At 62.8% G+C, this 14,306-nt stretch carries 12 protein-coding genes; all 12 read right to left on the reverse strand.

What is annotated here, in order from left to right:
* Positions 1-44: 44 nt before the first annotated feature.
* Complete coding sequence (locus AD666_RS17785) at positions 45-746, reverse strand: SPOR domain-containing protein (protein WP_053154731.1); 702 nt, start codon at positions 744-746, stop codon at positions 45-47.
* Positions 730-2,037, reverse strand: coding sequence for a bifunctional tetrahydrofolate synthase/dihydrofolate synthase (folC, locus tag AD666_RS17790; RefSeq protein WP_053154734.1), 1,308 nt, complete (start codon positions 2,035-2,037; stop codon positions 730-732). Before folC ends, AD666_RS17785 begins: the two co-directional genes overlap by 17 nt.
* Positions 2,034-2,954, reverse strand: coding sequence for an acetyl-CoA carboxylase, carboxyltransferase subunit beta (gene accD, locus AD666_RS17795; RefSeq protein WP_053154736.1), 921 nt, complete (start codon positions 2,952-2,954; stop codon positions 2,034-2,036). The genes folC and accD overlap by 4 nt, the downstream gene beginning before the upstream one ends.
* A gap of 256 nt (positions 2,955-3,210) precedes the next feature.
* Complete coding sequence (locus AD666_RS17800) at positions 3,211-3,843, reverse strand: phosphoribosylanthranilate isomerase (protein ID WP_053154739.1); 633 nt, start codon at positions 3,841-3,843, stop codon at positions 3,211-3,213.
* 63 nt (positions 3,844-3,906) lie between these two features.
* Complete coding sequence (gene truA, locus AD666_RS17805) at positions 3,907-4,731, reverse strand: tRNA pseudouridine(38-40) synthase TruA (protein WP_053155384.1); 825 nt, start codon at positions 4,729-4,731, stop codon at positions 3,907-3,909.
* Positions 4,732-4,895: 164 nt separating this feature from the next.
* Positions 4,896-7,499, reverse strand: coding sequence for a FimV/HubP family polar landmark protein (locus tag AD666_RS17810; RefSeq protein ID WP_053154741.1), 2,604 nt, complete (start codon positions 7,497-7,499; stop codon positions 4,896-4,898).
* A 211-nt stretch (positions 7,500-7,710) separates the two neighbouring features.
* On the reverse strand, positions 7,711-8,721 hold the full coding sequence (locus AD666_RS17815; protein ID WP_053154744.1) for an aspartate-semialdehyde dehydrogenase: 1,011 nt from the start codon (positions 8,719-8,721) through the stop codon (positions 7,711-7,713).
* Positions 8,722-8,974: 253 nt separating this feature from the next.
* Positions 8,975-10,087, reverse strand: coding sequence for an aspartate-semialdehyde dehydrogenase (gene asd, locus AD666_RS17820; protein ID WP_053154747.1), 1,113 nt, complete (start codon positions 10,085-10,087; stop codon positions 8,975-8,977).
* A 54-nt stretch (positions 10,088-10,141) separates the two neighbouring features.
* Positions 10,142-11,224 (reverse strand): 3-isopropylmalate dehydrogenase, encoded by a 1,083-nt coding sequence (gene leuB / locus AD666_RS17825; protein WP_053154750.1) that lies wholly within the window; start codon positions 11,222-11,224, stop codon positions 10,142-10,144.
* A gap of 64 nt (positions 11,225-11,288) precedes the next feature.
* Entirely contained in the window at positions 11,289-12,053 is a 765-nt protein-coding gene (locus tag AD666_RS17830) for a class I SAM-dependent methyltransferase (protein WP_053154752.1), read from the reverse strand.
* Between the two features lie 137 nt (positions 12,054-12,190).
* Positions 12,191-12,835 carry a 3-isopropylmalate dehydratase small subunit gene (gene leuD, locus AD666_RS17835; protein ID WP_053154756.1) on the reverse strand — a complete coding sequence of 215 codons (645 nt, stop codon included), beginning with the start codon at positions 12,833-12,835 and terminating at the stop codon, positions 12,191-12,193.
* 11 nt (positions 12,836-12,846) lie between these two features.
* A complete protein-coding gene (leuC, locus tag AD666_RS17840; protein WP_053154758.1) occupies positions 12,847-14,265 on the reverse strand; it encodes a 3-isopropylmalate dehydratase large subunit in 1,419 nt (472 codons plus the stop codon).
* Positions 14,266-14,306 lie beyond the last annotated feature (41 nt).

Below are 14,306 nucleotides of genomic sequence, written 5' to 3' on the forward strand. Positions count from 1 at the left end.
GTAAGCTGCGATTGTCAGTGTGATTCAAATCAGGCGAACCGCAATCAACCGCGCTCCGGCTGGAAGCGCACCACAAAGCCCTTGAGGTTCTGCTGGCGACCGAGCAAGTCCCGCAGGCGATCGGCCTCGGCACGCTCGATCAACGGCCCGACAAACACCCGGTTCTTGCCATCGGCGGAACGAATGTAGGCGTTGTACCCCTGGCTGCGCAGGGATTTCTGCAGGTTCTCGGCGCTTTCGCGACTGGTCAGGCTGGCCAACTGCACGGACCAACTGACCGACAGGCCATTGGCGTCCACACGACTCTGGGTGGTGTCCGGCTTGATCGGCGCAGCGGTGATCGGCTGGCTCGGCGCCGGCTTGGCTGCCGGAGCAGCAGGCGCGGCTGGCACAGGAGCCGCTGCAACAGGCGGCTTGCTCGATGTAGTCGGTGCAGCCGGTGCAGCGGTCGGCGCCGCAGGAGCCGCTGGAGCGGGCGTGATCGGCATGGCAGGCGCGGGTTGCGCGGCCAGTTCTTCATCGCTTGGAACTGGCTCCTGGGGCAGCGCCTGGGGCTCAGGCACCGTCACCGGCTCGACCTGCACCGGTGGCATCGCCGGCGCCTGGGGCGCGGCCGGTGCATCGACCGTGACCTGACGCTGCTCGTCCTGACGGGAAAACAGCATCGGCAGGAAAATCACCGCCAGGGCCACCAATACCAGGGCCCCTACCATGCGCTGCTTGTATGCCTTATCCAGCAATGCCATCTGCAGCTTCCTCCGTGGAGCGCCGGCTCAGCCATTGAAGGGCCTCGGCGACACAAAAAAATGATCCGAACACCAGGATTTCGTCGTCGGCGGTCGCTAGGGCGCACTGCCCTTCCAGCGCGGTGACCACACTTGCATAAGCATCTACCGAAGCGCCACGCGCCTGCAAGGCCGCCTGCAATTGTGTCGCCGGACGCGAGCGCGGCGAGTCCAGCGGCGCGACTGCCCAATGCTGGACACTAGCACTCAACGCCTCGACCACGCCATCCAGATCCTTATCGGACAGCAACCCGAATACCGCCAGTCGCCGCCCCGCCACAGGCCGACGAGCCAGGCGCTCGGCCAGGTAGTGCGCCGCATGGGGGTTGTGGCCGACATCCAGCAGCAGGCTCAGGCGCTTGCCCTGCCAATCGAACGTGCGGCGATCGAGCCGGCCGACGACACGGGTCGCCTGCAAGGCCTTGACGATCTGGCCGGCATCCCAGGGCAGCCCCAGCAACCGGTAGGCCTGGAGTGCCAGCGCGGCATTCTCCATTGGCAGGTCCAGCAGCGGCAGGTCATGCAACTCCACCGGATTACCCTGGGCATCGCTGCCACGCCATTGCCAATGCTGCTCGGTCATGGCCAGATCGAAATCGCGCCCACGCAGGAAAAACGGACAGGCCAGTTCCCGAGCCTTGTCCAGCAATGGCTGTGGTGGATCGAGGTCGCCGCAGAGCGCAGGCGCGCCCTGGCGGAAGATGCCGGCCTTTTCGAAAGCCACGGATTCGCGGGTGTCGCCCAGGTAATCGGCATGGTCCACGCCGATACTGGTCACCAGCGCGACGTCTGGATCCACCAGGTTGACGGCGTCCAGGCGACCTCCCAGGCCCACTTCCAGCACAACGGCATCGAGACCGGCACGCGCGAACAACCAGAACGCCGCAAGAGTGCCCATCTCGAAATAGGTCAGGGATATCTCGCCTCGCCCGGCTTCCACCGCGACGAAGGCCTCGCACAGCTCGGCGTCGCCAGCCTCGACGCCGTTGATCTGCACCCGCTCGTTATAACGCAGCAGGTGCGGCGAGCTGTACACACCGACACTCAGCCCCTGGGCCCGCAACAGCGAGGCCATGAAGGCGCAGGTCGATCCCTTGCCATTGGTGCCGGTGACAGTGATGACCCTGGGGGCCGGCTTGCCCAGCCCCATGCGGGACATGACGACCTGCGAGCGCTCCAGCCCCATGTCGATAGCCGACGGGTGCAGCTGCTCGAGATAGGCCAGCCAATCGCTCAGGGTACGTTGGATCATAGGCCCGCAGGCGCCGGTGGAACTACCATCGGCTCGATGGGCGTGGCGACATACTTAGGCGTCGGCAGGCCCATCAGTTGCGCCAGCAGGTTACCCAGGCGCGGACGCAGCTCCTGGCGATGGATGATCATGTCGATGGCGCCGTGCTCCAGCAGGAATTCGCTGCGCTGGAAGCCTTCCGGCAGTTTTTCGCGAACGGTCTGCTCGATCACGCGCGGACCGGCGAAGCCGATCAGGGCCTTCGGCTCGCCGACGATCACGTCGCCAAGCATCGCCAGGCTAGCCGATACGCCGCCATAGACCGGATCGGTCAGTACCGAGATGAATGGAATGCCTTCCTCTCGCAGACGCGCCAGCACCGCGGAGGTCTTGGCCATCTGCATCAGGGAGATCAGCGCTTCCTGCATCCGCGCACCGCCGGAAGCGGAGAAGCAGACCATCGGGCAACGGTTTTCCAGGGCATGGTTGGCGGCACGAACAAAGCGCTCGCCGACGATGGCGCCCATGGACCCGCCCATGAACGAGAATTCAAAGGCCGAAACCACTACCGGCATGCCCAGCAGCGTACCGCTCATGGACACCAGGGCGTCCTTTTCACCGGTCTGCTTCTGGGCCGCGGTCAGGCGGTCCTTGTATTTTTTGCCGTCGCGGAATTTCAGGCGATCCACGGGCTCCAGGTCGGCACCCAGCTCAACACGGCCTTCGGCGTCCAGGAAGATGTCGATACGGGCACGTGCGCCGATGCGCATGTGGTGGTTGCACTTGGGGCAAACATCCAGGGTCTTTTCCAGCTCGGGGCGATACAGCACCGCTTCGCAGGATGGACATTTGTGCCACAGACCTTCGGGCACCGAGCTTTTCTTCACCTCGGAACGCATGATCGAAGGGATCAGTTTGTCTACCAACCAGTTGCTCATGCTTTCTTTCTCCAGTACCGGCGGCCCGAACGCTCTGGTTCGCGGCCCCGCGTATGCCCTTGAGCTAAATTCATTGTGTGACGGGGTTCGGGGAGCCACCACGGTCAGCGCGAAACATGACCTGCGAGCAGCTCGACCTTCCCTGCCATTCCGACAACTGCTTCACCGCGGTTGCCACTACGCTATCGGCCCGCCCTGAGGCGGCGCCTGCCTGCTTTGTACAGTGCAGGTATGGACGGCGGCAGTCTGCCAGCCGTCACATTGGCGACTGACTGCTGCGCACAGCAGCCATGAACGCACGAATCTTTTCTGGATCCTTGATGCCCTTGCCCTGCTCTACCCCGCCGCTCACATCCACTGCGTACGGACGGACCTGGCGAATGGCTTCGGCCACGTTGTCAGCCGTCAACCCTCCGGCCAGGATGATGGGTTTGCTCAGACCCTGGGGCACCAGCGACCAGTCGAATGCCTCGCCGGTCCCTCCGGGAATGCCTTCGACATACGTGTCCAGCAGAATGCCACTGGCACTGGCAAAAGCTTCGCAACCGGCGGCGATATCATCACCGGCCTTGACCCGCAGCGCCTTGATGTACGGGCGATGCCAGCCTTCGCAATCGGCCGGCGTCTCGTCACCGTGGAACTGCAACAGCGCCAGCGGCACCGCGTCGAGTATTTCGCCCAGCTCGCAACGGCTGGCATTGACGAACAGGCCCACGGGGGTCACGAACGGCGGCAATGCACGGATGATCGCCCTTGCCTGCTGCACCGTCACCGCCCGGGGACTCTTGGCGTAAAACACCAGTCCGATGGCATCGGCCCCGGCCTCGACTGCCGCCAACGCGTCCTCGACGCGGGTGATCCCGCAAATCTTGCTGCGAACGGCTGGCATATCGTGAAAAACCTCAGGCAGATCCGTGAAAGTCCCGGATGGTAGCAAATGCAGCGGAGGGCGTCAGCCGTCGAGTTCCGAGAAGCCCGTGAGGAAATGTGGCCCGATGTAACGCTCCGGCAGCTCGAATTCCTTGTGATATTCAACTTGCACCAGATACAGGCCAAACGGATGCGCCGTCACACCACCGGAGCGGCGGATGCGACTGTCGAGCACTTCCTTGGCCCATTCCACCGGCCGCTCGCCGGCGCCGATGGTCATCAATACCCCGGCAATGTTGCGCACCATGTGATGCAGGAATGCGCTGGCGCGGATGTCGAGTACGATCATCTTGCCGTGACGGGTCACATGCAGGTGATGCAGCTCCTTGATCGGCGATTTGGCCTGACACTGGCCGGCGCGGAAGGCGCTGAAATCGTGGACGCCGACCAGGCACTGCGCGGCCTCGGCCATGCGCTCGACGTCCAGCGGACGATGGTTCCAGGTAATTTCTTCGTTCAGGTGCGCCGGACGGATCTGGTCGTTGTAGATCACATAGCGATAGCGACGGGCAATGGCCTTGAAACGCGCATGGAAATGCGCGGGCATCACCTTGGCCCAACTGACACTGACATCGTGTGGCAGGTTGATGTTGGCGCCCATGACCCAGGCCTTCATCGACCGCTCGGCCTGGGTATCGAAATGCACCACTTGCCCGCAAGCGTGCACGCCGGCATCGGTGCGACCGGCGCAATGCAGCGACACGGGTGAATCGGCGACCTTGGACAGCGCCTCTTCAAGGGTCTGCTGCACCGTCGCCACACCGGAGGCCTGGCGCTGCCAGCCGCGATAGCGCGAGCCTTTGTATTCAACGCCCAGGGCGATCCGGAAAAAGCCGTCGGCCGCCATTTCGGCGGCCGGATTGTCTATGTTTGCCAAAGAATTACAGCCTGCTGAGGTACGCAAAGGCGGGCATTATAAGGCTGATGGGGTGGGATGCCAGTGCAGACACCACCTCCTCTCATACAAAAACGGCAGCCTCACCGGCTGCCGCTCTGAATACCCCTATGACCTCAGGCCAGGCGCGACAACATCTCCTGAGCTTCGCTCTTCTGGGTCGCATCGCCTTCATTGAGGACTTCACCCAGGATATCCCGGGCGCCGTCGTTGTCACCCATGTCGATGTAAGCCTGGGCCAGGTCGAGCTTGGTCGCCACTTCGTCGGTGCCGCTGAGGAAATCGAAGTCCGGCTCGTCTTCCGCACTGGCGAGAGCATCCTCAGCGGTGAAAGACGGCTGGCCCAGACCCTCGGAAAGACGCTCCAGTTCTGCGTTGACATCGTCCAGTTCGGACTCGAAAGGATCCTTCGGCGCCTCGGGAACATCCATTTCATCGGCCAGGGACAGGTCGAAATCCGCCGGCAGCTCAAGGTCATCGGCCGGGGTATCGTCCAGAGCCGGCGTCTCGGCTGGCGACACGTCCAGCCCCTTGAGGTCGTCGTCCAGATCCAGCAGGAAATCTTCGTCGGCCAGGGCCGGCGTTGGCGCATCGGCTCCCAGGTCCAGGTCGAACTCCGACAAGTCGTCCAGGCTTTCGGCGGCTTCGGTCTGCTGCTTGAGCACCGACTCGAAACTCAGGTCATCGTCGGCCGGGAATGCGTCCAGCTCGGGAACCGGTTCGGGCACCGGCGTGGTCGGTGCGGTCTCCAGGTCGTCCAGGCTCAGATCGAAAGCATTGTCGAGCTCTTCATTGGTCGGCGGCGTGTCTTCCAGCAGTTCCTTGACGTACTGCGCGTCCAGTTCGGCGGCCACTGCTGCGGCGGCCAGGCCAGCACCGGCGGCGACTGCCATGGCCGGGAAGCGGCTTTTGAGTTGTTCGACCTGGGCGTAATTATCGCCATTGGCCACCAGCTGGCGCTCCTGGGCGACGAACGCATCACGATCGCCTTGCTGACCGTAGACCTCCATCAGTTTAAGGCGCAGATCACTGCGTTGTGGTTCGGCCTTGATGCCTTGCTCGAGCAGGTCAGCCGCCTGGTTCAGGCGACCACGATCGATATGGGCCTGAGCCTGGGGCAGCACGTCGTCGGACCGATCGGCGGCCGGCGCTACCAGTGGCGCAGCGATAGGCGGCGTAACTACAACGGGAGCTACGACAGGAGCCACGACCGGAGCCGGCTTGGGCGCTGGCGCCGGCGCTGGCTTGGGTTCGAGTTTTACGCTTGGCGGTGGGACTTCAATGCCCTCGAAGCTGCTCGGGGGCAGATCGAGCTCCGGGGAGAAGTCGGCCTCCTCCTCGAGGGCTCGGGCCATGCGCAGGTGTTTCTCGGCTTCCTGTTGCGCCTTGCGACGACGAGCGAGTAACAACAGCAGCAACAGCAGGATCACCACCCCACCACCGATCAATCCCAGCAGGATCGGATTGGTCAGCAGGTCGTTGTACTTCTGCTCGGCAGGAGCAGCCGGCGGCGTCGCTTCAGGGGCGGCCTCGGACGTGGCTTGCGGCGTAGTCTGGGCGGCCGGTGCGGGCGCAGTTGTCGGAGCTTGTGCCGAGGGTGGCGGCGGCGTCAGTTGCGCCGACATCGCCGGGGTCGATCCGGGAGCCGGTGGTACAGCGGCGCCTTCGGCCTGCATCTTGGCCAGTTGATCGTTCTTGAGCTCGATCAGGCGCTGCAATTTGTCCAATTGGCTCTGCAGGTCCGCCATGCGGCTTTTCAGTTCTTCGTTATCGCGGCGAGCCGAGTCGAGGCTCTCCTGGGTGATCGCAAGCTTGTTGCTCAGCGCCTGGGCATCGCCGGCGGGGCCCTTGCCACCTTTCTTCGCAGATTCGGCCGATACCAGGCTCAGGTTATCGCGACCGACGGCCTGCGCCGGTGCGCTTTCGCCACGGCCACGCTTGGTCGCGTCCAGTTGCTGCTGGCCGCTACGTGCCACGCCCTGGCGTCCCTGACGCCCTCGCCAGGCCGCGTTCTGCGCCGCCACTTCGGCAATGGCCTGGGCCTGCGGCAACGCGGTGCTCTGCACCGGATCCGGCAGGCGCAGCACTTGGCCAGTTTTGAGCAGGTTGATGTTGCCATCGATGAATGCGTTCGGGTTCAGCGCCTGGATCGCCAGCATGGTTTGCTGGACCGAGCCACCGTTGCGCGCCTTGGCGGCGATTTCCCACAGGGTGTCGCGCGGCGTGGTGGTGTATTGGGACGGCTTGGTAGCACCGGTCACCGGCGTCGAGATGACCTGGGGCGGTTTCGGTCGAGCAGCCTCGGCCGCCTGGGGCGAAAACTTGGAAGGGTCGAGCAGCACGCTGTAGTCGCGCAGCAGGCGACCGTTGGGCCACAGAACCTGCACCAGGAACTTGACCATCGGCTCGGACAGCGGCCGGCTGGAGGTCACGCGCAGGACGCTCTTGCCGCTGGTGTTGATCACTGGGGTAAACGTCAGGTCATTGAGAAAGGCCTGGCGGTCGATGCCGGCCTTGGCGAATTCTTCGGGCGAGGCCAGGCTCGGTACGACTTCGGCAGCGGTCAGCTGTTGCACATCGAGCAACTCGATCTCGGCGACCAGAGGCTGGTTCGGCGGCGACTTGAGGGTCAATTCCCCAAGCCCGAGCGCTTGCGCCATACCGGAGGACAGCGCCGAGGCGGCCGCTATTGCTAACACCAGTTTGCGAACTTGAACCATAGCCTCTTCCTTTGTTTGAACATTCCTCGGCCAGCGAGAAGATAGTGTTGTCGCCGCCGCGAGGCATTGCGCACTGCCCCCAGTAAACAACGGTGCGCGCGATCGTTTCACACATGCCCGGAAATACTCCGGGAGCATGGTTCGCCTTCATTACTCTCGCCAAGCATAGCGCCCAGCTAGAATCATTCGACAAATTGTTGCCAAGTATCTTTTACAGCAGGTCTTTTATCAACAACTCCGCCACCTGCACCGCGTTGAGGGCCGCGCCCTTGCGCACGTTATCCGTGGTCAGCCACAAATTGAGCTCCATCGGATCATCGATACCGGCGCGTACGCGTCCCACATAAACCACGTCCTGCCCCACTGCGTCGCCCACGGGCGTCGGATAATCACCCGCCTCCACCAGCTCGATGCCGGGTGAGGCTTCCAGGACGGCACTGACTTTCGCCAGATCGACGGGCGTTGCAGACTGCACGGTCACGCTAAAGCTATCGCCGAAAAACACCGGGGCTTGAATGCAAGTAACGGAAATCTTTAATAAAGCTTGATCCAGCACCTGCCGCAACTCACGCACAAGACGTTTTTCCAGCGGTGTATGGCCCTGCTCGTCCGGCGTCCCCACCTGGGCCAGCAGATTGAACGCCATCTGCCGGTCGAAGAACTTCGGCTCCAGCGGGCGGGCATTGAGCAGCTCGGCCGTCTGGCGCGCCAACTCGCTGACCGCGACACGCCCCTGGGCGGAAACGGCGAGATTGGCGGTCAGGCTGATACGCTGCAGATCCAGGCAGTCCCGCAACGGCGCCAACGCGACCGCCAGCGTCGTGGCCGATGCGCTGGGGCTGCTCACCTGAAAGGGCTTGCCCAGCCCCGCCAGCATGTGAGCGTTGGCTTCAGGCACGATGTGCGGCGCCTGCTCCGGTGGCAAAGCGCCCGACAAATCGATCAAGGCGCAACCGGCGGCGGTGGCACGGGGAGCGAAGCTCAGGGTCACTGCCGGTCCGGCGGCGAAAAACGCCAGTTGGACTTTGCTGAAATCGAACTCATCGACTTCCCGCACCCGCACGTTTTTACCTCGAAACGCCACCGAACTGCCCGCCGACTCACTGCTGGCCAGCAGGTGCAGGTTGGCGACGGGAAAGTCGCGTTCTTCGAGAATCTGGACAACGGTTTCGCCGACAGTACCGGTGGCGCCGATCACGGCAATATCGAAGGACTGGCTCATGGGACTACCTCAGGCAAAACGGGGGGAGCGGCACTTTACCGGGTGGCAGGTATGCAGGCAAATGGGGCTGGGATTTCCGGTGACTGTGGCGACCTCATCGCGGGCAAGCCTTGCTCTCACTGGTCTTGGGGCCATTGTAGATCCCCTGTGGGAGCAAGGCTTGCCCGCGATGAGGCCATTAGAGCCAACACAATATCCATAAAAAAACCCGCACCTCTCGCAAGGCACGGGCTCTTTCACTGCAACAAACCGATCAACGCTCGAGCAGGATCCGCAGCATGCGGCGTAGCGGTTCGGCCGCGCCCCACAGCAGTTGGTCGCCGACGGTGAAAGCACCGACGAATTGCGAACCCATGTTCAGTTTGCGCAAACGGCCCACCGGCACGTTCAGGGTGCCGGTGACCTTGGTCGGGCTCAGCTCCTGCATACTGGTTTCACGGTTGTTCGGCACCAGTTTCACCCATGGGTTGTGCTGGCTGATCAGCCCTTCGATGTCGGCGATCGGCACGTCCTTGTTCAACTTGATGGTCAGCGCCTGACTGTGGCAGCGCATGGCGCCAATGCGCACGCAGATGCCATCCACCGGGATCGGGCTCTTGAAGCGTCCCAGGATCTTGTTGGTTTCAGCCTGAGCCTTCCACTCTTCACGGCTCTGGCCGTTTGGCAGTTCCTTGTCGATCCACGGAATCAGGCTGCCGGCCAGCGGCACGCCGAAGTTTTCGGTCGGGTACGCATCGCTGCGCATTGCCTCGGCCACCTTGCGGTCGATGTCCAGGATGGCGCTGGCCGGGTTGGCCAGGTCATCGGCGACGGCTGCGTGGGTCGCACCCATCTGCTTGATCAGTTCACGCATGTTCTGCGCGCCGGCACCGGAGGCCGCCTGGTAGGTCATGGCGCTCATCCATTCCACCAGGCCGGCTTCGAACAGGCCGCCCAGGCCCATCAGCATCAGGCTGACGGTGCAGTTGCCGCCGATGTAGTTCTTGGTGCCCGCGTCCAGCTGCTGGTCGATGACCTTGCGGTTCACCGGGTCGAGGATGATCACCGCGTCGTCCTTCATGCGCAGGCTCGAAGCAGCGTCGATCCAGTAACCCTGCCAGCCGGCTTCGCGCAGCTTGGGGAAGACTTCGCTGGTGTAGTCGCCACCCTGGCACGTCAGGATCACGTCAAGGGTCTTGAGCTCTTCAATGCTGTAGGCATCCTTGAGCGCACCGGTGTCCTTGCCCACGGAAGGGCCCTGGCCACCAACATTGGAAGTGGTGAAAAACACCGGCTCGATGAGATCGAAATCCTGCTCTTCCAGCATTCGCTGCATGAGCACGGAACCGACCATGCCGCGCCAACCGATCAGACCTACACGTTTCATCGCAACTACACCTTTACAAAAGTGGGCCACCGTCCAGGCAGTGGGCCCGAGAGATTACAGATTCCGCAGCGCGGCGACTACTGCGTCGCCCATTTGCTGGGTACCGACTTTGGTACAACCGGCCGACCAGATGTCACCGGTGCGCAACCCTTGGTCCAACACCACGCTGACCGCCTTCTCGATGGCATCGGCGGCGGCGTTGAGATTGAAGCTGTAGCGCAACATCATCGACACCGACAGAATGGTCGCCAGCGGGTTGGCAATGCCCTGCCCCGCGATGTCCGGCGCCGAACCGTGGCACGGCTCGTACATGCCTTTATTGTTGGCGTCCAGGGAGGCCGACGGCAGCATGCCGATGGAACCCGTGAGCATCGACGCTTCGTCGGACAGAATGTCGCCGAACATGTTGTCGGTGACAATCACATCGAACTGCTTCGGCGCACGCACCAGTTGCATGGCCGCGTTGTCGACGTACATGTGGCTCAGTTCGATGTCCGGGTAATCCTTGGCCACCTGCTCGACCACTTCGCGCCACAATTGGCTGGACGCCAGCACGTTGGCCTTGTCCACCGAGCACAGTTTCTTGCCTCGCACGCGGGCCATGTCGAAACCGACCCGGGCGATACGGCGGATTTCACTCTCGCTGTACGGCAGGGTGTCGTAGGCCTGACGCTCACCATTATCCAGCTCACGGGTGCCACGCGGGGCGCCGAAGTAGATACCGCCGGTCAGTTCACGGACGATGAGGATGTCCAGGCCCGAGACGATTTCCGGCTTCAGGCTCGACGCATCAGCCAGTTGCGGATAAAGGATCGCCGGACGTAGATTGCCGAACAGGCCCAGTTGCGCACGGATTTTCAGCAGGCCGCGCTCGGGGCGAATGTCGCGCTCGATCTTGTCCCATTTCGGACCGCCCACGGCGCCCAGCAGCACGGCGTCGGCGGCACGGGCGCGATCCAGGGTCTCATCGGCCAGGGGCACGCCGTGCTTGTCGATGGCCGCGCCACCGATCACGTCGTGGCTGAGCTCGAAGCCCAGGCCGTACTTGTCGTTCGCCAGCTCCAGGACCTTGACCGCTTCGGCCATGATTTCCGGACCAATGCCGTCGCCTGGGAGAATCAGAATCTGCTTGCTCATGTATTCCTCATTTGCTCTGTCGACGCGCCCCAGGCTTTGCAACCTGGGACTGGCCGGGAAAAGTCTATCGCTCGGCCCACAGCACCAGTACATCTGTACTGAACGAACCATCGGCCTCAATCTCAAAATATTCACGCACTTCATCGCCCATCGAGCGTTGCAGCTCGAGGATCGCGGCGCGCATCACTTCGGGCGTGCGCATGCGCTCGACCCAGGAGCGGTACTCCAGACGCAGGCGCTGGCGCGATGTGCTACGGGTATGCAACCCCGCCTCGCTGACCTGGCGCAGCCATTCGCCAGCCGAATAGTCGCGCACATGACTGGTGTCGCGCAGCACTTCGACACTTTGCAGGTAGGTGTCCAGCAATGGCGCACCCGGCGAAAGGATATCGATGAATGCCGCCACCCCACCCGGCTTGAGCACCCGACGCACTTCCCGCAGGGCCAGGCCCAGATCGCTCCAATGATGCGCCGAATAACGGCTGAACACGAAATCGAACTCGCCCTCGGCGAACGGCAGGTGTTCGGCGGCGCCGCGCACCGTGCCGATATTGCCCAGGCCCCGATCCGCTGCCGCCGCGGCCACAACGTCCAGCATTTGCTGGGACAGGTCGTAGGCCACCACTTCAGCGGCCAATGGCGCCACATGGAAACTCACATGACCGGCGCCGCAACCCAGGTCCAGCACACGGGCGCCGGCATGACCGGTAAGCTCCGCCTGTAGCAACGCGAACTCGGCGCCCTGAGCGTGCACGGCGCTGCTCAGGTAGGCCGAGGCCTGCTCACCGAATTGCTTTTGTACAACCTGACTGTGGGCGGTGCTGGTCATGGGATGTCCTTAAGGGTTGTGTTGTCTGGGCTGGCCTCATCGCGAGCAGGCTCGCTCCCACAGGGTTCTTGTGAACGCCGCAAACCCAATGTGGGAGCGAGCCTGCTCGCGATGGCATCATTACGCCTTACGCAAAATCAAGCATCACGAAACAACCAAGGCTGGCTCGCCCGATGCTTGGCCTCAAACGCCGCAATCGCGTCGCTGTCCTGCAGGGTCAGGCCGATATCGTCCAACCCATTGAGCAGGCAGTGCTTGCGGAACGCATCGATCTCGAAACTCAACACCTTGCCGTCGGGACGGGTCACGGTCTGGGCCTGAAGATCGATCTGCAGTTGATAGCCCGGATTGGCCTCGACCTGCTGGAACAACTCGTCCACTTGCGCATCGCTCAGAATGATCGGCAGCAAGCCGTTCTTGAAGCTGTTGTTGAAGAAGATATCGGCATAGCTCGGCGCGATGATGCTGCGGAAGCCGTACTCTTCCAGCGCCCACGGCGCGTGTTCGCGGCTCGAGCCGCAACCGAAGTTCTCGCGGGCGAGCAACACGCTGGCGCCCTGGTAGCGCTCGGCGTTGAGAACGAAGTCCTTGTTCAGCGGGCGCTTGGAGTTGTCCTGGTACGGCTGGCCCACGTCCAGGTAGCGCCACTCGTCGAACAGGTTCGGACCGAAACCGGTGCGCTTGATGGATTTCAAGAATTGCTTGGGAATGATCTGGTCGGTGTCGACGTTGGCACGATCCAGAGGCGCGACAAGACCAGTGTGCTGGGTAAAAGCTTTCATGCTGCGCTCCTTCAGATCAATTCACGAACGTCGACGAAACGGCCGTTGACAGCGGCAGCCGCGGCCATGGCCGGGCTGACCAGGTGCGTACGGCCACCGGCGCCTTGACGCCCCTCGAAGTTACGGTTGGAGGTGGACGCACAATGCTCGCCCGACTCCAGGCGATCCGGGTTCATCGCCAGGCACATCGAGCAGCCTGGCTCACGCCATTCGAAACCGGCTTCGAGGAAGATCTTGTCCAGCCCTTCCGCTTCCGCCTGGGCTTTCACCAGCCCTGAGCCCGGCACCACGATGGCCTGCTTGATGGTCGAGGCCACCTTGCGCCCCTTGGCAATCACCGCCGCAGCGCGCAGGTCTTCGATCCGCGAGTTGGTGCAGGAGCCGATGAATACGCGGTCCAGTTGAATGTCGGTGATCGCCTGGTTGGCGCTCAAGCCCATGTATTTCAGGGCGCGGACAATAGAGTCGCGCTTGACCAGGTCCATTTCCTTGGCCGGATCCGGGACGTTCTGATCCACCGCCAACACCATCTCCGGAGACGTGCCCCAGCTGACTTGCGGTTTGATCTGCGCGGCGTCGAGCTCGACCACGGTATCGAATGTTGCGTCGGGATCGGACACCAGGTCTTTCCAGGCTTCGACCGCCTTGTCCCATTCGGCGCCTTTCGGGGCGAACGGGCGACCCTTGACGTATTCGATGGTCTTTTCATCGGCCGCCACCAGCCCGACGCGGGCGCCGGCCTCGATGGACATGTTGCAGATGGTCATGCGGCCTTCGACGGACAGGTCACGAATCGCGCTGCCGGCGAACTCGATGGCATGGCCGTTACCGCCGGCGGTACCGATTTTGCCGATCACGGCCAGGACGATGTCCTTGGCAGTCACGCCGAATGGCAGCTTGCCCTCGACGCGTACCAGCATGTTCTTCATTTTCTTGGCCACCAGGCACTGGGTGGCGAGCACGTGCTCGACTTCGGAAGTGCCGATGCCATGGGCCAGCGCACCGAATGCGCCGTGGGTGGAGGTGTGGGAGTCGCCACACACCACGGTCATGCCGGGCAAGGTCGCGCCCTGCTCCGGGCCGATAACGTGGACGATGCCCTGGCGCACGTCGTTCATCTTGAATTCGACAATGCCGTATTCGTCACAGTTGTCATCGAGGGTCTGAACCTGGAGACGCGAGACCTGATCGACGATGGCTTCGATGCCGCCCTTGCGCTCCGGCGTGGTCGGGACGTTGTGGTCCGGGGTCGCGATGTTGGCGTCGATGCGCCATGGCTTGCGCCCGGCCAGGCGCAGGCCTTCAAAGGCCTGCGGCGAGGTCACTTCGTGGATGATGTGACGATCGATATAGATCAGCGCCGAGCCATCGTCGCGCTGTTTGACCAAATGCGAGTCCCAGAGCTTGTCGTAGAGCGTTTTGCCGGCCATTGGACGGTTTCCTCATCAGCTTGTTTCTATTTGGTTCTATG

The sequence above is a fragment of the Pseudomonas sp. Pf153 genome (assembly GCF_001269775.1).
GTDB lineage: Bacteria > Pseudomonadota > Gammaproteobacteria > Pseudomonadales > Pseudomonadaceae > Aquipseudomonas > Aquipseudomonas uvaldensis.